This is a genomic window from Lelliottia amnigena (assembly GCF_019047465.1).
In the GTDB taxonomy this organism is placed as follows: Bacteria; Pseudomonadota; Gammaproteobacteria; order Enterobacterales; family Enterobacteriaceae; genus Enterobacter; species Enterobacter amnigenus.
In genome coordinates this window covers 4,102,151-4,121,251 of sequence record NZ_CP077236.1, presented here as the reverse complement: position 1 = coordinate 4,121,251, position 19,101 = coordinate 4,102,151, and the positions used below count along the sequence as shown (strand labels likewise).

Below are 19,101 nucleotides of genomic sequence, written 5' to 3'. Positions count from 1 at the left end.
AGCAGAACATGACGTACGCAGTAGAGTTTAGCGATGTGTCCCGTTTTTACGGTGATGTACGGGCGGTGGATGGTGTCACCATCGGCATTCGTGACGGCGAGTTCTTCTCCATGCTGGGGCCTTCGGGCTCCGGTAAAACCACCTGTTTGCGGCTGATTGCCGGTTTTGAACAGCTCAGTGGCGGGGCGATCAAAATCTTTGGCAAAGAGGCAAGCGAGCTCCCGCCGTGGGAGCGCGACGTTAACACGGTGTTTCAGGATTACGCGCTGTTCCCGCATATGTCGATAATCGAAAACGTGGCTTACGGCTTGATGGTGAAAGGCGTCGATAAAAAGCAGCGTCAGATTCAGGCTCGCGAGGCGCTTGAAAAGGTCGGTTTAGGTTTTGCCGAAAAACGCAAACCCTCTCAGCTCTCGGGTGGTCAGCGTCAGCGCGTCGCGATTGCGCGTGCGCTGGTGAATGAACCTCGGGTGCTTTTGCTTGATGAGCCGCTTGGCGCGTTGGATTTGAAACTGCGCGAGCAAATGCAGTTTGAGCTGAAAAAGCTCCAGCAGGAGCTGGGCATCACGTTTATTTTCGTCACCCACGATCAGGGTGAAGCACTGTCGATGTCCGATCGCGTCGCCGTATTCAATAACGGCCGCATTGAACAGGTCGATACCCCGCGTGAACTGTATATGCGCCCGCGCACGCCCTTTGTCGCCAGTTTTGTCGGCACCTCTAACGTTTTTGATAGCGCTGTTGCGCGCCAGATTTGCGGCATGGAAGGCATGTATTCGCTGCGCCCTGAACATATTCGTCTCAATGAGAGCGGTGAAGTCCAGGTACAGGGCATCGTGCAGGCGGTGCAGTACCAGGGGGCAGCAACCCGTTTTGAGCTGCGCCTGACGGATGGCGCAAAACTGCTGGTGAGTCAGGCCAACTTGAGCGGCGCTGATTTACCGGCTGGTGTTGAGCCTGGGCAACAGGTGCAGGCATCCTGGTCGCGTCAGGCAATGGTGCCGCTGCAAGAGGAACGGTGAGATGGAAATGAGCGCCTTGCACACCCGTTCCTCGCGTGGTCCCGTTAGCCGCATGACCGCGCTGCTGTGGCGCAAACCGTCGCTCGGCCTGTTTTTATTGCTGCTTGGTCCGCTGATGTGGTTCGGCATCGTGTATATGGGATCGTTGCTGACGCTGTTGTGGCAGGGATTTTATACTTTCGACGACTTCACCATGTCGGTGACGCCCGATCTCACTTTCGCGAACATCCTGGCACTTTTTAACCCCGCCAATTACGACATCATTCTGCGCACCTTGCTGATGGCGATTGCCGTCACGATTGCCAGCGCGATTCTGGCGTTCCCGATGGCGTGGTACATGGCGCGTTACACCCGTGGGAAATGGAAAGCGTTCTTTTATATCGCGGTCATGCTGCCGATGTGGGCGAGCTATATCGTTAAAGCCTACGCGTGGACATTGCTGCTGGCGAAAGATGGCGTCGCGCAATGGTTTCTTGGCTATATGGGGCTGGAGCCGGTGCTGATGTCGGTACTGACGCTGCCGGCGATTGGTGGAAATACGCTTTCGACATCCGGTCTTGGGCGGTTTCTGGTGTTCGTCTATATCTGGCTGCCCTTTATGATCCTGCCTGTACAAGCGGCGCTGGAGCGTTTACCGCCCTCGCTGTTGCAGGCCTCCGCCGATCTGGGCGCACGTCCCCGTCAGACTTTCCGCTATGTGGTTTTACCTCTCGCAATCCCGGGTATTGCGGCGGGCTCCATTTTTACCTTCTCGCTGACGTTGGGGGATTTTATCGTTCCGCAGCTGGTTGGCCCACCGGGGTATTTTATCGGCAACATGGTCTATTCCCAGCAGGGCGCGATTGGCAATATGCCGATGGCGGCGGCGTTCACCTTAGTGCCTATTGTGCTTATCTCACTCTATCTGGCGTTCGTGAAACGTCTGGGAGCATTCGATGCACTCTGAACGCGCGCCGTTGTTCCTGAAAATAGCCACCTGGGGCGGGGTGATATTTCTGCACTTCCCGCTGCTGATTATTGCCATCTATGCCTTTAATACCGAAGACGCCGCATTCAGTTTTCCACCGAAAGGGCTCACGCTGAAGTGGTTTAGCGTGGCAGCGTCGCGTGGAGACATTATCGATTCTGTGACGTTGTCACTTCAAATTGCGGCATTATCCACTGCTATTGCGCTGGTGCTGGGTACGCTGGCGGCAGCAGCGCTGTGGCGTAGTGAATTTTTTGGCAAAAACGCCATCTCGCTGCTGCTGTTATTGCCGATTGCACTGCCGGGGATTATCACTGGACTGGCGTTGTTGACGGCATTTAAAACCATCAATCTGGAGCCGGGATTTTTCACCATTGTCACCGGTCATGCCACTTTCTGTGTGGTCGTGGTATTCAACAACGTGATTGCACGTTTCCGGCGCACCTCCTGGAGCCTGGTGGAAGCGTCAATGGATCTGGGCGCAGACGGCTGGCAAACCTTTCGCTACGTGGTGATGCCCAATCTGGGCTCGGCGCTGCTGGCTGGAGGAATGCTGGCATTTGCGCTGTCGTTCGATGAAATCATCGTCACGACGTTTACGGCGGGACACGAACGTACGCTGCCGCTGTGGCTGCTGAATCAACTCAGCCGCCCGCGCGATGTGCCCGTCACCAATGTGGTTGCGCTTTTGGTCATGCTGGTGACAACCATTCCAATTCTGGGAGCCTGGTGGCTTACCCGCGACGGCGAAAATGTCGCCGAGAGCGGCAAATAACTTCGATTTCAACAGGACAAGACTATGCAAAATCAACTGCTGATTAATGGTGAACTGGTCAACGGAGAAGGTGAAAAACAGCCTGTCTATAATCCTGCGACGGCCGAAGTGCTACTGGAGATTGCCGAGGCGTCTGCGGCTCAGGTTGATGCCGCCGTCAGAGCTGCCGATCGTGCCTTTTCCGAATGGGGGCATACAACGCCTAAAGCGCGAGCTGAATGTCTGCTGAAGCTGGCTGACGTGATTGAAGAAAATGCCGAAACCTTTGCGCGTCTAGAGTCGAAAAACTGCGGCAAGCCGCTGCACTGCGTCATCAGCGATGAAATCCCGGCCGTCGTGGATGTATTCCGATTCTTTGCTGGCGCGGCGCGTTGTCTGAACGGGCTGGCGGCGGGAGAGTATCTGGAAGGGCACACGTCCATGATTCGTCGCGATCCGGTGGGGGTGGTGGCCTCTATTGCACCCTGGAACTATCCACTGATGATGGCCGCGTGGAAACTGGCCCCCGCGCTTGCGGCAGGCAACTGTGTGGTCATTAAACCCTCTGAAATCACGCCGCTGACGGCGCTGAAGCTGGCAGAACTGGCCAAAGACATTTTCCCGGCAGGCGTGTTAAACGTGCTTTTTGGCCGCGGGAAAACCGTCGGCGATCCGCTCACGGGACATGAAAAAGTGCGCATGGTTTCTCTGACCGGTTCGATCGCCACCGGTGAACACATCATTAGTCATACCGCCTCTTCCATCAAACGCACGCATATGGAGCTGGGTGGCAAAGCACCGGTCATCGTGTTTGATGATGCCGACATCGATGCCGTTGTCGAAGGGGTGCGTACTTTCGGGTTTTACAATGCGGGTCAGGATTGCACCGCCGCATGCCGCATTTACGCGCAAAAAGGCATTTATCCGCAGTTAGTCGAAAAACTGGGCGCAGCGGTCGCCACGCTGAAAACCGGTGCACCGGATGATGAGTCGACCGAACTGGGGCCGTTAAGCTCAGCGGCGCATCTGGAGCGCGTCTGTAAAGCCGTTGACGACGCGAAAGCACTCGGCCATGTCAACGTGGTGACGGGCGGCAATAAAGTCGAGGGAAGGGGGTATTTCTTCCAGCCAACGCTGCTGGCCGGGGCGAAACAGGAAGATGCGATTGTCCAGCGTGAAGTGTTTGGTCCCGTTGTCAGCATGACCGAGTTCGACGATGAAGAGCAGGTTCTGGCCTGGGCGAATGACTCGCACTATGGGCTGGCGTCGTCAGTCTGGACTCAGGATGTGGGGCGCGCGCATCGCATGAGTGCTCATCTGCAATACGGCTGCACCTGGGTGAATACCCACTTTATGCTGGTCAGCGAAATGCCGCACGGCGGGATGAAACTCTCGGGTTACGGCAAGGATATGTCGGTGTACGGCCTTGAAGATTATACCGTCGTCAGGCATGTAATGATTAAACACTAGACGTTTAAGGTGGCTGCAATGTTGACTTATTGAAGCCACCTTAATTTAAATATAAAGAGTATTGTTAGTGCCGTTTAACCTTTACAGGACAACTTTTTTTGCTCTAAAACCACGCTATTCTTATCGGGGTAATTGCCGAAGAACGTTGATAGCGAATTCCGCTCTACCACTGTTGTTATAACCAAATCTGGCTTGAATTCACGAATCACCCTCTTAAGCTGGCAGGGGTCTTCTAAGGCTTCCTTATAGTGTTTTTGCATAATTGTAGAGAATGTTGCATTCATATAAGGATAAAGTGCCATGCCAAATGAATCTCTTAACCATAGTACTTTTTTATTATTAAGAGCGTTCGATGAATTTATGATCAGATCATGTGTCATATTTTCTTGACGGTCTGAGATGTCACCATCCCTGATAGTTTTACCTTCCCAGTCAGTAATGTGCAGCTTCGAGTTCGGCTTTATTTCAACTGCAACCTCAGTATCTTTAATAAAAGGCGCAATCCGTAAGAAGCGACTTAAGTCACCACCATTTCTCTCATAATATTTAAAGCGAATGTTGCTATAGTCCACCCACTTTAGAGACGAATCTGTCATGCTGATTTTATTCTTTAAGGCCTGATAGCCATACCATGCACCTAATTCATTCCAGTGTGTATCAGTCTTATAATATAGAGGCGTCCGTGAGGAGATCTTATGCGACATGATTAACTCACTGAGGTCGGCAAGTGTTTTATCATCCTTTGCTTGATGCAACAGGTAATTGATATTTGGACTTGTATTTGCTTTTGCGGCCCACTCAGGCATCATTTCGCGATATATGGTGTGCGAATTCGGTGCTACGCTAACAAAATATCCGATACCACCTTGTTCTTTAACCATCTGGTCCCAGCGACTCCTTGCGTTTGCGAATCCCTGTATTTTTGTGCGTTTAAAAGTTTTTTGGCCTCTTGATTCTGAAATTACATAGGCATGACGCTCGCCAAGAAACAACCATCCTTTTTTTCCAATTATTGTATTCTCAGGAGAGATGGAAAGACCAAGCGTGTAGTAGATAAACCCAAGGTATGGAAGAGTAAAGTCTATATTGAATAAATTGGCCCGATTAAACCATGATATACCTTGGTGATTTAAATTCTTAGGGCCTCTAATGTCATTTGAAATGTTGACAATAGGTGCTGTAGACAAGCCTGTAAACGATGCAATTAAAAAAATAATAATGAACTTTTTCATCGTTTTCCTCAGAAGTTAAAGTACAGAAATACTGTGCTTGTAGATTGGATAGTCGCAAACATTGCAATGATAAAAAGAAGTGTCATCCAAATCGTTTTTGCAATATATGAACCTTTTATAATTGTTAACTCGTAGGCATTTTTAAAGGAAGTAATAATGAAAGCAAATGATATAAGTATCAGGCAGATAAAATTTTCCACGACGGGTACAGGTAGATAATTTGCAAGCGTATCTCCGAGTGTCCCGCTCCATTCGATCATCGTTGTAGGTGCTTGTGTCATTGTTATTGCGTTTAACGAGCCAAAATCAATCATTCCGGACAGTATTTTCTTTGCATCCTCAAGAGAGTGAGCACGGAAAAACACCCATGTAATGTTCACAAAAAAGAATGTTATCAGCCAGGCTAACGGTGAGGGCATATTGCACCCAAGTTTTTTCCAACAACGGTGAATTACTAAAGCGCCTCCGTGCAATGCTCCCCAAATGACAAACATCCAACTTGCCCCATGCCAGAGGCCGCCCAGAACAAATGTCACAAAAAGATTTATATGCACACGCATATTAGAACAGCGGTTACCACCTAGCGGTATGTATATATAGTCACGAAGATAACGACCTAGAGTAATATGCCACCGCCTCCAGAAATCCTGTATATCAAGGGATTTATAGGGGGAATTGAAATTTAGGGGCAGCCATATGTTAAAGAGAAGTGCTGCGCCTATAGCCATATCGCAGTAGCCGCTGAAGTCGAAATAAAGTTGAAACGTATATGATAAACTCGTGACCCATGAACTAACGAAATCATGCTGTGCACCAGGAGCAAAACCAGCATCTGCATAGATTGCGAAATTATCAGCAATTATAACTTTCTTAAATAAACCAATGCTAAAGATGAATAAACCCATAAATACGTTTTTATAACGAATGGCCCATGTCCATTTTGACCTGAACTGAGTCATCATCTCTTTGTGGTGAAGAAACAGTGTTGTAACCGTATTGATTTACAAGAATATTATCACTACGCAGATTTCACTTGGGGCATCAGTGGGGCAATAACGCCTATTTTTCTGTTTAAAAGCTCCAGTTGTTCGTTGTCATTATCACTCATCCATTTCCCGTAAACCTGATAAAGCATCTGGGCATTCGCGTGCCCCATTTGCGATGCAATGAAGCTAGGGTTTGCTCCTGCGGTTAAAAACCAGCATGCAAAAGTATGCCTGGACTGATAGGCATTACGGTGTCGCACCCCAGCTCGTCTTAATGCCTGAGTCCAGTTTCTTCCCAAAGCCCCCACACAGTAAGAGATCCCATGAAGTCCGTTCAGCATATTCTTTGATGGATCAAACACGAAAGTGCAATCATGCGACTCCTTCCTTTTATACTCTCTCAGCACCACTGTAACCTTTTGCTTTTTCCCAAGCCTGGTAAGTTCGGCCTGATCGCGCAATATCTCTAACGCCGGGTCAATCAGCGTGATGACGCGGTTAGTGCCAGACTCAGTTTTTGGCAATGTGTACTCGCCAACCTGAGTGAAGTTTCTCCTGACTGTGATTGTGCCTTTTACCAGGTCGATATCTTCCCATGCCAACGCGCACAACTCACCGTGCCGCATCCCGGTATACACAGCCAGCGACCAGATGTTCGCATCCTGTCTGTTCTTGCATGCAGAAATGACGCGGGAAAATTCGTCTTTGGTTAGCGGATCGGGTTCGACTCTGGACATCCTCAAGGGCTGCATTTTTTCCATCGGATTGGATTCTATATACCCACTATGCTCAGCAAAATTCAAAACCCCGTTGAGCCTGGTCATATAGCTCTTCACCGTAGATACTGACCGACCTTCACTGGCGACCTTGTGGTTGGGCTTTAAAATCTGAGTTCCCATTAGAAGCGTTCTCCTGAGTTCAAGCACGAACTCGACGGTTATCCTGCTTGCCATGCAGTCGCGTCCGATCACCTCCTTCAGAACGGATAATGCCGATATGTAGCGCTGCATCGTATTCCTGCATATCTCAACTTCCTTCAGCTCAATCCATTTGTCACAAAGCTCGCCGAAAGTGATATCCCGCCTGGCGTGACCAAAGCGTTTCAGGTTTACCGACTGCGGAAACCTATCCCCGTAATTAAAGACACCTGTTTTTATTGCGTAGCAGACTGAAGACCTCAACTCCCCGGCTACACGCCTGTTTTTTGGCGTATCTTCCACGCCTAAATTCTCTCTGACTCGCACCCCAAGATACATGAACCATATTCGCAGTTTTCCGCCATGGCATTCCACTCCAGTTGGATATGACATTTCCTTGCTCCTCAGTTAAATGGGATAGTATTTAAGCAGATTTGAAGCGTGATTTCGCTAACGCCTGGCTCTCAATCCATTTATCAATTTCATCGAGGTTGTAGAAACAGGGGCTGTTGTCCCATGGCTCGCAGTCATATGACACATGCTTGTAGTGCTTACCCTCCAGAAAGGTATTCTCACGAGCCTTTTTAAGTGTTCCTTTCTTGATACCCTTGAGTGCCATTAGGCTATCCTCAGAAACCCATTTCCCTGGGTTAATAACAAGGTAAGTTGTTTCGCTCATTGGCTATCTCCAGGCAATAAAAAACCGCCTCGGTGGGCGGCTAGTCGATGCGGATGTGTGGGATTTTCCCTGCGGCGATGGCGTCGTAAATCGCTTCGCGGACATCCTTCCCCAGCATTACATCTAGTGGCAAAGTATAAAACATGGATTCAACCGCAGCATCGCGCTTCTTATCTGCTTCTGAGCGGATAGGGCGTAACTCATCCGCCCAGAAAGGTCTGGTTGTGATGCGGTTAAATACCAGAGCTTCATTCCATACCGACTCGTCACTCTGAGATTCTGGGCAATCATTGTACGCAACAGTGACCTCTACCCACTCACCCTCAAATCTAGCCTCTACATTACTGCCAACTGGAGGCAACCCCTCGCCATCCCATTCTACTGGCTCAAATTTCCATGCAGCCGATATTACGTGGTATTTCTCACCCCCCTCTCTAACACCTTCCCATGCTGGCGACATGTAAAAACTCGGTTCTTTCGTTAAAACATTAAAAGGGGAAGCTCCGCGATTGAAGCTACCAATAGGTACAAACTGGCCAATGATTGGCTTATCCATTTAGATCTCCTTACGCTAATTTCTTATACACACGAGGCTCGTTCACAGTAGCCGAGCGAAGTTCGTTTTCGTTGTGTACCGAGTAGCTACCGTCATCCCATCGGCACCAGTATTTCGGGTGATCGCTATCCGGTTCTATCTGGCTCTCAACGTATCCATGTATGCCGCCAGTCTTAAGCTGGACTAATGCGCCCACAGCAAACTTAGCCATTGCACACCTGCCGGTTCATGTAGAAATGAGATGAGAGCGCCCAGCGCGATAAGTGCGATGATGAGCCAGTTCATAGGATTGGATTGCATGATTTACTCCCAAAAAAGAAGCCGCTTGTCAGGCGGCCGTCACATCAGGAAATAGCGGCAGGGTTAGTCTTTCAGGAATTCTTCTGTTTTTACTACGTGCTCACCCTGGAATGGCTCTGCACTGGTGCTTGTCACGATAACCGTGTGGTGAGGGTGAGCACTTTCAGCCAGCCACTTAATCAGTGGTTTTGCGGCTTCTTCAAAACCGTTCTGACGGGATGAATAATTTTCTTCTGAGTAGTAATCGCTTTTCACTTTTTCGCTCATGATTTCACCTTAAAAAAATGCCCTCACGGGGAGGGCTAAATGGGGTTTACGAGGCAGTGCTTTCGCACCCAATAGCCAGCTCGTCAGAACCGGCTATCAGTTGCGTCGTGGTTTGATGTGCAGACGCGGTTCCCCGTCTTTCGGTTCCGGCCACTGGCGAGCCATATTCACTTTCAGTTTTTCTTCGAGCGCCGCAGTGATCTGCTCATCAGTGATACCAGCGCGCCGCTGCGCGTCCCATAGTAAGAACTGCATATCAGCCCACTCACTGAGGTCGTCAGGATCGGCAGCAGCTTCCAGAGCCTCTTTGGAAAGGTGCTTTAGAGGTTCGATGGGGCCGACATTGCCGAAGGTCTTTTCTGACCATTCAGCGTGGCGCCGTCGAATCAGGTTTCTGGTGAACTGCGATTTCTTCGATTCGTAAAGCTTCACACTCCCTCCTCATGCCGCACGCTGGGTGCGTATCTATCTCTGATCCAATAAAAAACCCGCACTTGGCGGGTTTGAAATAGCAATTTAGCAGTTCACTCGTCTTTTTTTGCGGGTTCTTCTCTCTGATGCTGAGGATATGCTTTTCGCTCAATTTGGTCCGTTTCCCCACAATTACCGCATATCCAGTCTCCAGTCTGAGATCCCAGAATGTATTCTTTTCCTACTCGACCAGAACCGCATTTTGGACATGAGCTTGGTATTCCTGCTGGCATTAGATACTCCCTAATAATATTGAAAGAAGCATGAAAATATAGGCTTATCATCAATATTTCCGTGCCGACTGTCTCATTTCATTCCCTGCTTATTCCTCAAACCGATCCGTCACTGGGTGCAGATGACTCAGCGTGCCTTTAACGACTGGCGCCGTGAAATGCTCCTGGCTGCCGGGCATGTCTGCATCTCATGCGGAACAAAGACCGCTTTTGCCTGGCATGCAGGGCATTACCGCACCACGGCCGCCGCGCCACAACTGCGCTTCAATCCCGATAATTTGTGGCTTCAATGCTCCGCGTGCAACGTCCACAAATCCGGAAACATCGAGGCGTACCGTGCCGCTCTGGTCGAACTGATCGGCGAAGAGCGCGTGCTGGCGCTGGAGTCCAATAACGAAAACCACCGTTATACCCGCGAGGAGTTGGATGGCATCCGCGCTAAGGCCCGGGCAGACCTTCGCGCAATGAAACATCAGGAGGCTGCATGAGCCACGCCGACTTCCTCCGGTACCAGGCAGAAAGCGTTAAGCGCGCCAGCATGCCGCCAGTAGCAAAGCACAGCCAGACCAAAACCAATCAGTCACAGAAGGAAGCTGCATGAACAGTCAGCAACTGGAATACGTACGTCAGCAGCTCATTGTGGCGACCGCAGACCTCAGCGGGGCGACGAAAGGGCAGCTGGTAGCTTTCGCCGAGAATGCGCAATTCACTGCGACGGCGCGCAGCCGGGGCCGGAAGAAAGTCACCGATCCGGTCACCGGCCGGAAAGTTAACCCTGATGGACCGGCGATGAGCGGCGGCCAGTCCCGTGCCAAGGGATCATCCATAGCACTGGTCAGCCCGTTAGAGTTCGGTACCGCATCGTGGCGCCGCGCTGTCCTTTCGCTGGAAGAGCACCAGAAAGCATGGCTACTCTGGAACTACAGCGAGAACATCCGATTCGAACACCAGGTGGCGATCACCCAGTGGGCGTGGGCAGAGTTCCGGCAGCAGTTCGGCGCGAAGAAGGTGGCCAGCAAGACGATGGAGCGCCTGAAGAAACTTATCTGGCTAGCGTCTCAGGATGTGAAAGCAGAGCTGGCAGGGCGCGAGGTTTATCAGCATCAAGACCTGGCCGCGCTGTGCGGCGTTAAACCTGATAACTGGTGCCATAACTACGCCGATTACTGGCGGGCCATGTGCACCATCTTTAAGCTGCTTGATGGCGATTCTCTTCTCTGCACTGTGAGAACACGATCACAACAAAAGGCGACTTTTTCGCAGCGGGGTATTGCAAAAGTCAATTAAATAGCATACATTTCATGTAAATCTGATATCGTCGCCATAGTTTTGGTTGACGACCAAATTAAGAGCCTCGGTTAACGCCGGGGCTTTGTCGTTTTAGGGGCGGCAAAGGCTGTTTGCCACCTTTATCGTGTGCCCCTCGATCTCAGGGTCAAAAACTACGGCATCTGCCTTATAAGTTGGGAAGTAAAGGATGTACTGTGGGCCAGCAAATCCCTTGATTCTTGAGTAGGCTTCTACTTTTGCAAATTCGCCAAACCAACTGTAGCCAGTATCGGTGGCTGTGATGCAGTCGCCTTGCTCATATTTGCCTGTTTCATCCGAGGCTAAACATCCCGCGGAGATTAAGAGCAGTGAAGTGGAAATCATGAGACTTTTCACGTGGATTCCTTTTCGTTTTAAAGAGGCTGAATTTTAAGTGTTTTTGAACGCTGTGCATTTTCCAGATGCTAAGCGACAAAACACCAAACTCATATTGGATGTTAGCGGGTTAGAGTCCATTCGGGTGAACCAATTCCGCAGCTTGAAAACCGAAGGTTTCAGAAGCAACATTGTCGCGCAACCCAATACTACTCATTTCTGGCTGAGTTTTCTCTCATGCGTACTAAACATTTCCATTCCTCTTCCGATAATACTTCTGGTGCTATCGGGTTTTGGTATGTGCTTTTTTGCATCCTTGCTTGATGGATGAGTTTCACCCATTTTCGTTGGGATGTATATGGATAAAAATCTTTCTAGTTCGCAGATGAAAATTCAAAATTCTGTAAATATTAAATCGTGGATTTTTGGTGTCATTTCCGCATTTGTTATTGGTTTTATAGCGATTAACTTTCTTCCCAAAGACTCATTTCTACGTATTTCCAGTTTGATAGCCTTTACAGGTGCTGCTTTGGTTCCTGCAAAAAAAATCATCTATCACTTTCTGTCCGCTGATTCTCGTTGTAAGTCCTGCAATACAGAGTTCGCAGTGCAACGGGTTGATTCAAACAAGGAATTTATTTCAGCAATCCCGCGTAAGAACATAAAAAATATGGGGAAGGTGGGTGGTCATGGCCCTGATGTAGGTAAGCAAATTATTCTTCATGAATCCTGGACTGAAGAGCGTTATAACATTACCGACACCTTTGCTTGCGTTGAATGTGGCGACACCCACACATCCTCCCGTGTAACAACTCAACGATCTGGTTATACAAGTACAAAGGTACGCAAGTAATAATGAATCTTCGTTAAAAAATCTTTGGAGGCTGCTTTAAGCAGCCTTTTTCATTTTCAGTCCCCGGGAACCATCCTCGACATGCCTTCTTGTTAAATCGTCCCGAGGGCCTGACCCTTTTAAACACACAGCCCCCGCTTTTAAGCCGGAGGTTAGAGACTATGAAAATGCATAACGATCCCCACTCCTGGACGGAGTTTATCGAACTACTCCACAGTTGGTGGCGTGGCGAAACGCCGATGGGTGCCGTATTGCTATCGGTTGCCATGGCCGCATTGCGAATTGCTTACGGTGGTGGCGGCTGGAAGAAAATGCTTCTTGAAGGAGCCATATGTGGGGCTCTGACCCTTACCGCTGTGTCAGCTCTTGATTACTTCAACCTTCCACAGTCTCTGTCGATTGCTTTCGGCGGCGCGCTCGGATTTGTTGGCGTAGAGCAGGTTAAGGTTATGGCTTCCAGGGTGTTTAATTCTCGCTTTGGGGGTGGTGATGCAAACCAGTGATAAAGGTATTGCCCTGATCAAAGAGTTCGAAGGTTGCAAACTCACCGCCTACCAGGACAGCGTAGGCGTCTGGACGATCGGCTATGGCTGGACTCAGCCTGTGGATGCGAAACCAATCCGCGCCGGAATGACCATTAAGCAGGAGACGGCAGAACGCCTGCTGAAGACAGGAATGGTCAGTTACGAAAGCGACGTGTCTCGCCTGGTTAAAGTTGGGCTTACTCAGGGGCAATTTGATGCCCTGGTGTCGTTCACGTATAACCTCGGCGCCCGGTCACTATCCACATCGACTCTGCTGCGCAAACTCAACGCAGGTGATTACGCTGGCGCTGCCGACGAATTCCCGCGCTGGAATAAAGCCGGTGGCAAAGTCCTGAATGGGCTGACCCGTCGGCGTGAGGCAGAGCGCGCTCTGTTCCTGTCGTGATTAGCGCACTGGCAAAGCGCTACTGGCTGCAGCTGATTGTAGTGGCGGTAATCGGTGTGCTGGCGTTCTTCGTGAACCACTACCGCGACAATGCCATCATCTACAAAGTCCAGCGCGATAAAGCGACAGTCAGAGCAGACACATCGGAGGCGATCACTAACAACGTGATCACCACGATGAACATCATCCGCGACATCTCACAGGCTACCCAGAATGCTAAGAACGAACTGGCCCAGAAAGGCGAAACGCGCATTGTCTACATCAGGCAGGCGCTTGAAGGCGATCCGTGTGCTAAGCAGCTTGTTCCTGCTGCCGCTGCTGACAGCCTGCGGGAATACGCACACAGTTTACGTTCCAACCCCGGTGGTGCCGATAAGCGCTGACCTGACCTCAGACACTCCGACCCCCGGAATGGTAAATCCTTTCACGTGGCAGGCAAGTCTGGAGTTAAACGCTCAGCTTTATACGGCGCTGGGTCAGTGCAATCTGGATAAGGCGGCAATCCGGCAAATAGAGTCATCAAGAGCCACTCAATAATGCCACACAATTTACCTGTTTTTATGGAGTCGGTGATAGGATTCTGATACTACAGGTCGATATGAGGCAAAGTGGATAAATGGTTACTGTTAGCGAAGTCTATGAAGCAGGAAGCAAATATTTTAAGGGTGGTAATTTCTTTGTAGAGATACATAGAATTGGTATCCGGTTTGTTCACGAGACCGCCGTTGATGGGCAAACTAAAACCGAAAGCCATTTTTTACAGCGTAATCTGGATGATATTTCAGTGCCAGAATTGTTAGGTTTCCTTCAAGGCTCAACAGAAGAGCCTAACTACAGCGAAAACTGACCGCCTCCGGGCGGTTTTTTATTGCCATCACCATGGGTAGGCTCATCGTAATGGAAATATCCCCGCAAAGGGATAAAACAAAAATATCCCCGATCGCGGATAAAGAGGTTCTCAATGTCCGATATCTACCAAATCACGATCACCACCACATCGAAAGAAACCTTCACAGGCCTGATGAAGCGCAGCCAGCCTGAGATCGTTAACGGTTTCGTAGCGCTGGCGACCGACACAGGTGAATGGCGTTACTTCCGGCCTGACAGCGTTGAGCAGTTCCACTTTGTGCCAGTAGAAGATGGCAAAACGTAAGGCTATATTTATGGCCTTGAACTTAATTGCTCCGCTTCGAAGTGAGACCGCATTGAAAACATTGCATATAACATAATCAACTTATCTCGAAGTAGTGTTTCTGATTCATTAAATCGAACAACTCTAGGTTCACCAATGTAGACACCTAGGCGGAAATCTCTTATTGGCACTAGTTCAGAAGGGTAGTTCTGCTGCATTAATCCTTCGAGAGTATCAATTTCACTGATTGTTATTTCCGAGTTTTCTATCTGATGCGATCTTTTATTTCGAAAATTATTGAACTTTTTAACGAATTTAACTAGTTCTCGACTCATCCCAAAATTCATGGCTAGTTGAGCTTTGGCTGCAAAGTCAAGGCTAAGATTCTCGCCAAAACCAGCTAAAAAGTCTCTGTTGTTAGTAGAGCAAATTAACCATGCCTCTAAAGTTTGCTCAATCAATAAGTGGGCCCTCAGGTAAACGCCAATGTCATCCTGAGAGTTTATCAAGGAAACAATCTTTTCATCTTGCCCACTCTGCGTGGTCAGTGTTCTGTAATGTTGTAAGTCAAACATATATATCCCTAAGGTAATCTATGGCACTCACCGACAAGCAAGAGATGTTCTGTCGCGTGTACCTCATCGAGTTAAATGCCACGCTAGCAACGGCATCTTTTACAGCATTGATAACATCACAAAATGATGGTTAAAGAGCAAGTTTGCGGCTTCACTTTTACGATCTTAAACCGTAATACAGCCATTGATACAGGAATAAAAAACCGCTGCCACCTTGGTGTAGGGAAGTGGCGTACATTTACAATGGTGTAGCCATCCTTTTGGGCCAGTCGATGCAGCATAGCTAGTCTCTTTGAATCGATCAGATGGCTCTCCATTGATACACTTGCATAACCTTTTTTCTTCAGTTTTTTAAGTGCATTAATAAATGATGTCGTGAGTTTATGTACTCCTTTTTTATTTCTTGGTGTCCCAAAAATTGCCATATGTAGAGTTACGTCTTTGGTTCTTTTATCTACATAGAGAAACCTTCCCGCGATGCCATGTGTGAACGTTGAGCGGAAAATCAACGCAATAAGCGAAAAAAACAATGTTGCAAGTAACCAGTCCATTTAATACTCACCTCAAAATTGAAATCTGTAAGATTTATAACGGCAAAATCTCCATAAACTTAAACAAAGGATAACCAGTGAAATCACCCGACTGGGAGGCCATCGAGACGGCATACCGGGCCGGAGTGATGTCTCTTCGTGAAATTGCGGCACAACATGGTATCAGCGAAGGCGCTATCCGTAAGCGCGCTAAACGGGATGACTGGTCCCGCGATCTCAAGGCTAAAGTTAAAGAGCGTGCCGATGATCTGGTACGCAAAGCCGAGGTACGCAAACAGGTACGCAGTGAAGTCACTTTTAACGAACGCGTACTCATCGAGGCGACGGCTGAGGTAATCGCCAATGTCCGTATGGAGCATCGCGGCGACATTAAGCGCGCTCGGCAGATAACCAATGCACTATTTGATGAGTTGGGCGCAGAGTGCGCAGACGTGGCCGCGCTGGAGAAGCTCGGAGAGTTGATGTTCGACCCAGACGACAAAGGCCAGGACAAGCCCAACGAGATTTACCACAAGGTCATCAGCATGCCGGAGCGCGTTAAGTCGGTTAAGGCACTGAGCGACGCGCTGAAGAATCTGATCGGGCTTGAACGTCAGGCCTACGATATCGACGGGCCGGAAGGCGACAACTCCGTTAAGCAACTTTCGGACCTTATGGATTCACTGTCTCAGGGGGCGTAATGAAACCTGAGCACATCAAGCTGCTGGCCGACAAAGACTGGCGACTGAACAATCTCTACTGGATCACCGACAAAGAGGGTAATGGCGTATTGGGATGACGGGGTTCTGACGTTCACGCGCGATCAGAAGGTTGACTACCCGGCGGCGGTATTCAACCGGGCCAATATGAAGACCGATGAATACAAAATCTCATACGAAGCTACGCTGCCTGGAGGTTATGACGGCGTTCAGGTGTCCTACGTTCATCCGACGACAAACAACAAGACGTACATCAATTACCGCGTGCTGAACGGCGCTATCGTCGAGCAGGAAGCGGAGAACCCGAACAAACTGGAGATAGTTGGCTTCCGTGATGAGTACCAGGCGCGTGATCGTGCGGTGCGGGAAACGAAACGCCTTATCTACTCGCGGGTGAAGATGAGCGCCAAAGTGTTTGAAGACGGGATTATCCAGGTGGGTAGCGTCATTCAGATGCCAGACATCTACGACAGCAACCAGCAGCAGGGCTACATTACTGGTCGGGCAGGGAATAACTTCGACACAAGTGAGCCGATCACGTTTACTGGTTCGATGTATGTGCTGGTCACCGACAGCCTTGGCAATCCCACACTGCGTTATCCGGCGACGGCCCGCAGCGAAACGAAGTACGGATTCACCGCCGCAATACCCAACATTCAGCTCAATATCTGGAACGGAGATACAGTGCAGCTCCCATCGCGATATCTCATCGCAACAGTTGAGGAAATGGACAGCCAGCTTTGGACTGTCAACAGCATTAAACCAAACCCCGATAACACAGTATCTCTGACCGTAGCGGAGTACAGCGACAATATCTACTAAAAGACCAATCCACCAATCTCAACCCGGCCAATGCGCTGGTTTTTTTATGGAAAAAATATGGCTACCATCCCAACTCAAGACACTGTCCCGAGTGAATCCCCGCGCGATTTGAAATTCAATGCTGGGAAAATTGACGAGTTCGTTACATCGCTTGCACTGAAATATATCGACCGATTCGGCACTGAGCATTACACGATTGAGGGCCTTAAGCAGCTTGTACTGGAGCAAATCTACAGCCTTGGCTGGAACCTAAAGGGTTCATTCCAGGCTGGCGGAACGGTTATGAATCCTGGTGATCTTCTTCAGGATACATCAACCGGGTTATGGTATCGGTGGGATGACCTTTCATCGCTACCAAAAACAGTAACATCAGGTTCAACTCCGGGATCTTCTGGCGGTACCGGGCCCGGTAAATGGCAGCCTGTCGATGTTGCAGACGTACTGAGAAAGGATTTAGCTAAAACATCCGGCGCGGGGCTTTCTGGTTATGATTTTGCAGTATCCTATGAGGCAGGGACTGTCGGAAGTGAGCTGAGCAAGCGTAGAAGTAATATTGTATATGCCACTGCTGACGCCGGAATTTCGAATGATGGATCAGACGTTTCTGCGCAAGTATCGACATTTCTGAATGCGAACAAAGGTAAATTTATTGTTTTTGATTCAGGGACATATAAGTTTGCAGGAGTTGAGCTTACGGGGACAGGGTGGGAAGGGACGACAATTTACTTCAAGGGTAAGCACCTTTTAACGGAAAATACCACGGCACAAAGCAATAAATTCGGGGCATGGAATGGCTTAATAATTAACAGCACGGTAACTGGTCTTACCCTTTACTATCGCGGGGATGGCAACAGAGCAAACCAGTTCGACAGGCAGCACATTTTCAACGTCTCAATCACTGGGGCATCGAAAATCAACATCCCGTATTTCGAAGCTAATGAGATCCGAGGCGACGGGTTATATATCAGTCGCGGAGACCCTGTCACAGAGGGGACCAAGCAGCCTAACGATATTAATATCGGAACAGTTATCGGCAGAAACTCCACGCAGGACGGTAGGAATTTAGTGTCGGTTATTGCCTGTATTCGCGGCAGCATTAGCTACATGTATTCAGAGAATATTGGTGGTGTTGTCGGTGGTGAGCTGCAGCCGGGTGGCCTTGATATTGAGCCGAATGCAGGCAATGACTTTGTCGTACGAGACTTTATCGTATACAGCGTCGATGTAATCAACGGCGGAACGGGCGGCATCGCTATGTACTACGGTGGTGTTGTAAATCCGCCAAAAATTCAAAGTTGCCACATTCTCAAAGCCAACCTCCGCGGCTCCGGAGCTGTTCGAGTGGAAGGCACAAGCAATTGCAGCATAAATTTTGTTGGCGATACATTATCGGCTGTCGCTCTATTTTTTGAAGATTCAATCAGGACTAAAATTACCGGTGTTGTAAATGGGTGCATAGTTGGCGCTCGCGTCGGACAGAGGGTTGCAATCCGTCAGTGTTCGCTTGATTTGAACATGACCAACGTCCAGGATACCGGGGTTCTCATTGGCGGTGCTAATAACTGCGACATTTCTCTAAAAATCACTACGTTCTCGCCTGCCGTAGGCTCAAATCTATTCGGCCTATGGTTCAGAGATGCATTATTAGTTGGTGGGCTTGAGCAGCGAAATAACACATACCTCGTTAATATACCGGGTGCATCAGGCGCAGCGCGCTGCATAGAGTATTCGGCTACTTCACCAATTACATTCACTGGTTCGAATGTGGTTTTGCCAGGATCTAATTTCTTTGGGGTGGCAAACTACACAACATTGATGGGTGCAGCTGGGTTGTATCTTGTTAAGGGTGAGAATATTAATGGCATGACTCTGGCCGCAACTGTGCCAACGGTAGGCGTTTGGCGTCAGGGCGATATGGTAAGGAACTCAGCCACGGCAGCGGCTAACCTGACTTACGGCTGGATTCGCCTCACGACAGGCAATACAAATGTTGTTGGGACCGACTGGATGAAAGTGTCATTTAGCTAAACAAAACTAAGGCG

Annotated in this window: 24 protein-coding genes and 4 pseudogenes; 18 read left to right on the top strand and 10 right to left on the bottom strand. The window is 49.3% G+C overall.

Translation table 11 applies throughout. The features are described 5' to 3' along the window. The first annotated feature begins 8 nt into the window (after positions 1–8). Genes I6L74_RS19435 through patD form a run of 4 tightly spaced genes read left to right on the top strand, consistent with a single transcriptional unit; the run spans position 9 to position 4,213 of the window. Entirely contained in the window at positions 9–1,022 is a 1,014-nt protein-coding gene (locus I6L74_RS19435; protein ID WP_059179042.1) for an ABC transporter ATP-binding protein, read from the top strand. Positions 1,023–1,029: 7 nt separating this feature from the next. Next, positions 1,030–1,968 carry an ABC transporter permease gene (locus I6L74_RS19430; RefSeq protein WP_420489146.1) on the top strand — a complete coding sequence of 313 codons (939 nt, stop codon included), beginning with the start codon at positions 1,030–1,032 and terminating at the stop codon, positions 1,966–1,968. Further along, complete coding sequence (locus I6L74_RS19425) at positions 1,958–2,764, top strand: ABC transporter permease (RefSeq protein ID WP_059179040.1); 807 nt, start codon at positions 1,958–1,960, stop codon at positions 2,762–2,764. Before I6L74_RS19430 ends, I6L74_RS19425 begins: the two co-directional genes overlap by 11 nt. Positions 2,765–2,788: 24 nt before the next feature. Beyond that, a complete protein-coding gene (patD, locus tag I6L74_RS19420) occupies positions 2,789–4,213 on the top strand; it encodes an aminobutyraldehyde dehydrogenase (protein WP_059179039.1) in 1,425 nt (474 codons plus the stop codon). 74 nt (positions 4,214–4,287) lie between these two features. Here the strand turns inward: patD and I6L74_RS19415 are convergent, their stop codons facing one another. The 7 genes and pseudogenes from I6L74_RS19415 to I6L74_RS19385 form a co-directional block, all read right to left on the bottom strand. Further along, positions 4,288–5,445 carry an alginate O-acetyltransferase AlgX-related protein gene (locus tag I6L74_RS19415; protein WP_059179038.1) on the bottom strand — a complete coding sequence of 386 codons (1,158 nt, stop codon included), beginning with the start codon at positions 5,443–5,445 and terminating at the stop codon, positions 4,288–4,290. Positions 5,446–5,453: 8 nt separating this feature from the next. Beyond that, positions 5,454–6,407, bottom strand: coding sequence for an MBOAT family O-acyltransferase (locus tag I6L74_RS19410; RefSeq protein ID WP_072241842.1), 954 nt, complete (start codon positions 6,405–6,407; stop codon positions 5,454–5,456). Between the two features lie 56 nt (positions 6,408–6,463). Beyond that, the gene (locus tag I6L74_RS19405) at positions 6,464–7,741 is read right to left on the bottom strand and encodes a tyrosine-type recombinase/integrase (RefSeq protein ID WP_059179036.1); all 1,278 of its coding nucleotides are present in this window, start codon (positions 7,739–7,741) and stop codon (positions 6,464–6,466) included. Between the two features lie 31 nt (positions 7,742–7,772). After that, a complete protein-coding gene (xisR, locus tag I6L74_RS19400; protein WP_059179035.1) occupies positions 7,773–8,027 on the bottom strand; it encodes an excisionase family protein in 255 nt (84 codons plus the stop codon). 40 nt (positions 8,028–8,067) lie between these two features. Further along, positions 8,068–8,583, bottom strand: a complete 516-nt coding sequence (locus I6L74_RS19395) for a hypothetical protein (RefSeq protein WP_059179034.1) — start codon at positions 8,581–8,583, stop codon at positions 8,068–8,070. A 363-nt stretch (positions 8,584–8,946) separates the two neighbouring features. Beyond that, positions 8,947–9,150, bottom strand: coding sequence for a hypothetical protein (locus tag I6L74_RS19390; RefSeq protein WP_059179032.1), 204 nt, complete (start codon positions 9,148–9,150; stop codon positions 8,947–8,949). 99 nt (positions 9,151–9,249) lie between these two features. Continuing rightward, positions 9,250–9,546 (bottom strand): annotated as a pseudogene (locus tag I6L74_RS19385) (dATP/dGTP pyrophosphohydrolase domain-containing protein); the annotation flags it as partial. A gap of 403 nt (positions 9,547–9,949) precedes the next feature. Here I6L74_RS19385 and I6L74_RS19380 point away from each other — a divergent pair. From I6L74_RS19380 to I6L74_RS19375, 3 genes and pseudogenes are all read left to right on the top strand, one after another. Further along, positions 9,950–10,342 (top strand): annotated as a pseudogene (locus I6L74_RS19380) (recombination protein NinG); the annotation flags it as partial. Then, positions 10,339–10,455: a PPVAKH motif-containing phage-derived small protein gene (locus I6L74_RS21755; RefSeq protein ID WP_096759526.1), complete on the top strand. Its 117-nt coding sequence runs from the start codon at positions 10,339–10,341 to the stop codon at positions 10,453–10,455. The pseudogene I6L74_RS19380 and the gene I6L74_RS21755, both read left to right, overlap by 4 nt. After that, positions 10,452–11,141: a bacteriophage antitermination protein Q gene (locus tag I6L74_RS19375; RefSeq protein WP_059179030.1), complete on the top strand. Its 690-nt coding sequence runs from the start codon at positions 10,452–10,454 to the stop codon at positions 11,139–11,141. Before I6L74_RS21755 ends, I6L74_RS19375 begins: the two co-directional genes overlap by 4 nt. A gap of 93 nt (positions 11,142–11,234) precedes the next feature. Here I6L74_RS19375 and I6L74_RS19370 read toward each other — a convergent pair whose 3' ends face one another. Continuing rightward, positions 11,235–11,519, bottom strand: coding sequence for a hypothetical protein (locus I6L74_RS19370; RefSeq protein WP_059179029.1), 285 nt, complete (start codon positions 11,517–11,519; stop codon positions 11,235–11,237). Positions 11,520–11,856: 337 nt separating this feature from the next. Here I6L74_RS19370 and I6L74_RS19365 point away from each other — a divergent pair, with 337 nt between their 5' ends. From I6L74_RS19365 to I6L74_RS19340, 7 genes are all read left to right on the top strand, one after another. After that, complete coding sequence (locus tag I6L74_RS19365; protein ID WP_128131049.1) at positions 11,857–12,351, top strand: hypothetical protein; 495 nt, start codon at positions 11,857–11,859, stop codon at positions 12,349–12,351. Between the two features lie 161 nt (positions 12,352–12,512). Next, complete coding sequence (locus tag I6L74_RS19360) at positions 12,513–12,854, top strand: phage holin, lambda family (protein ID WP_059179027.1); 342 nt, start codon at positions 12,513–12,515, stop codon at positions 12,852–12,854. After that, complete coding sequence (locus I6L74_RS19355) at positions 12,838–13,281, top strand: lysozyme (protein ID WP_096759583.1); 444 nt, start codon at positions 12,838–12,840, stop codon at positions 13,279–13,281. Before I6L74_RS19360 ends, I6L74_RS19355 begins: the two co-directional genes overlap by 17 nt. Beyond that, complete coding sequence (locus tag I6L74_RS19350) at positions 13,278–13,664, top strand: DUF2570 family protein (RefSeq protein ID WP_059179025.1); 387 nt, start codon at positions 13,278–13,280, stop codon at positions 13,662–13,664. Before I6L74_RS19355 ends, I6L74_RS19350 begins: the two co-directional genes overlap by 4 nt. Next, positions 13,570–13,818 carry an Rz1-like lysis system protein LysC gene (lysC, locus tag I6L74_RS21725; RefSeq protein WP_243398837.1) on the top strand — a complete coding sequence of 83 codons (249 nt, stop codon included), beginning with the start codon at positions 13,570–13,572 and terminating at the stop codon, positions 13,816–13,818. Before I6L74_RS19350 ends, lysC begins: the two co-directional genes overlap by 95 nt. A gap of 79 nt (positions 13,819–13,897) precedes the next feature. Continuing rightward, a complete protein-coding gene (locus tag I6L74_RS19345; protein ID WP_059179024.1) occupies positions 13,898–14,128 on the top strand; it encodes a hypothetical protein in 231 nt (76 codons plus the stop codon). A 114-nt stretch (positions 14,129–14,242) separates the two neighbouring features. Then, complete coding sequence (locus I6L74_RS19340) at positions 14,243–14,434, top strand: hypothetical protein (RefSeq protein WP_059179023.1); 192 nt, start codon at positions 14,243–14,245, stop codon at positions 14,432–14,434. 8 nt (positions 14,435–14,442) lie between these two features. Here I6L74_RS19340 and I6L74_RS19335 read toward each other — a convergent pair whose 3' ends face one another. Further along, complete coding sequence (locus I6L74_RS19335) at positions 14,443–14,988, bottom strand: hypothetical protein (protein WP_059179022.1); 546 nt, start codon at positions 14,986–14,988, stop codon at positions 14,443–14,445. A gap of 20 nt (positions 14,989–15,008) precedes the next feature. Between I6L74_RS19335 and I6L74_RS21505 the strand changes: the two are divergent. Beyond that, positions 15,009–15,077: pseudogene (locus I6L74_RS21505) on the top strand (terminase small subunit); the annotation flags it as partial. 27 nt (positions 15,078–15,104) lie between these two features. On the opposite strand, the gene I6L74_RS19325 reads toward I6L74_RS21505, so the two are convergent. After that, positions 15,105–15,539 (bottom strand): hypothetical protein, encoded by a 435-nt coding sequence (locus I6L74_RS19325; protein ID WP_059179021.1) that lies wholly within the window; start codon positions 15,537–15,539, stop codon positions 15,105–15,107. A gap of 77 nt (positions 15,540–15,616) precedes the next feature. Between I6L74_RS19325 and I6L74_RS19320 the strand changes: the two genes are divergently transcribed. From I6L74_RS19320 to I6L74_RS19310, 3 genes and pseudogenes are all read left to right on the top strand, one after another. Next, the gene (locus I6L74_RS19320; RefSeq protein ID WP_059179020.1) at positions 15,617–16,219 is read left to right on the top strand and encodes a hypothetical protein; all 603 of its coding nucleotides are present in this window, start codon (positions 15,617–15,619) and stop codon (positions 16,217–16,219) included. Between the two features lie 78 nt (positions 16,220–16,297). Next, positions 16,298–17,059, top strand: a pseudogene (locus I6L74_RS19315) (host specificity factor TipJ family phage tail protein); the annotation flags it as partial. 57 nt (positions 17,060–17,116) lie between these two features. Then, positions 17,117–19,087, top strand: a complete 1,971-nt coding sequence (locus I6L74_RS19310) for a tail fiber/spike domain-containing protein (protein ID WP_059179019.1) — start codon at positions 17,117–17,119, stop codon at positions 19,085–19,087. Positions 19,088–19,101: the final 14 nt, after the last annotated feature.

Excerpts from the sequence above, each read along its gene's own strand:
- I6L74_RS19340 (WP_059179023.1), top strand. The coding sequence starts at position 14,243 with ATGTCCGATATCTACCAAATCACGATCACCACCACATCGAAAGAAACC.
- xisR (WP_059179035.1), bottom strand. The coding sequence starts at position 8,027 with ATGAGCGAAACAACTTACCTTGTTATTAACCCAGGGAAATGGGTTTCT.
- I6L74_RS19430 (WP_420489146.1), top strand. The coding sequence starts at position 1,030 with ATGAGCGCCTTGCACACCCGTTCCTCGCGTGGTCCCGTTAGCCGCATG.
- I6L74_RS19425 (WP_059179040.1), top strand. The coding sequence starts at position 1,958 with ATGCACTCTGAACGCGCGCCGTTGTTCCTGAAAATAGCCACCTGGGGC.
- I6L74_RS19345 (WP_059179024.1), top strand. The coding sequence starts at position 13,898 with ATGGTTACTGTTAGCGAAGTCTATGAAGCAGGAAGCAAATATTTTAAG.
- I6L74_RS19325 (WP_059179021.1), bottom strand. The coding sequence starts at position 15,539 with ATGGACTGGTTACTTGCAACATTGTTTTTTTCGCTTATTGCGTTGATT.
- patD (WP_059179039.1), top strand. The coding sequence starts at position 2,789 with ATGCAAAATCAACTGCTGATTAATGGTGAACTGGTCAACGGAGAAGGT.
- I6L74_RS19375 (WP_059179030.1), top strand. The coding sequence starts at position 10,452 with ATGAACAGTCAGCAACTGGAATACGTACGTCAGCAGCTCATTGTGGCG.
- I6L74_RS19310 (WP_059179019.1), top strand. The coding sequence starts at position 17,117 with ATGGCTACCATCCCAACTCAAGACACTGTCCCGAGTGAATCCCCGCGC.
- I6L74_RS19360 (WP_059179027.1), top strand. The coding sequence starts at position 12,513 with ATGAAAATGCATAACGATCCCCACTCCTGGACGGAGTTTATCGAACTA.
- I6L74_RS19335 (WP_059179022.1), bottom strand. The coding sequence starts at position 14,988 with ATGTTTGACTTACAACATTACAGAACACTGACCACGCAGAGTGGGCAA.
- I6L74_RS19435 (WP_059179042.1), top strand. The coding sequence starts at position 9 with ATGACGTACGCAGTAGAGTTTAGCGATGTGTCCCGTTTTTACGGTGAT.
- I6L74_RS19405 (WP_059179036.1), bottom strand. The coding sequence starts at position 7,741 with ATGTCATATCCAACTGGAGTGGAATGCCATGGCGGAAAACTGCGAATA.
- I6L74_RS19410 (WP_072241842.1), bottom strand. The coding sequence starts at position 6,407 with ATGATGACTCAGTTCAGGTCAAAATGGACATGGGCCATTCGTTATAAA.
- I6L74_RS19395 (WP_059179034.1), bottom strand. The coding sequence starts at position 8,583 with ATGGATAAGCCAATCATTGGCCAGTTTGTACCTATTGGTAGCTTCAAT.
- I6L74_RS21755 (WP_096759526.1), top strand. The coding sequence starts at position 10,339 with ATGAGCCACGCCGACTTCCTCCGGTACCAGGCAGAAAGCGTTAAGCGC.
- I6L74_RS19365 (WP_128131049.1), top strand. The coding sequence starts at position 11,857 with ATGGATAAAAATCTTTCTAGTTCGCAGATGAAAATTCAAAATTCTGTA.
- I6L74_RS19415 (WP_059179038.1), bottom strand. The coding sequence starts at position 5,445 with ATGAAAAAGTTCATTATTATTTTTTTAATTGCATCGTTTACAGGCTTG.
- I6L74_RS19390 (WP_059179032.1), bottom strand. The coding sequence starts at position 9,150 with ATGAGCGAAAAAGTGAAAAGCGATTACTACTCAGAAGAAAATTATTCA.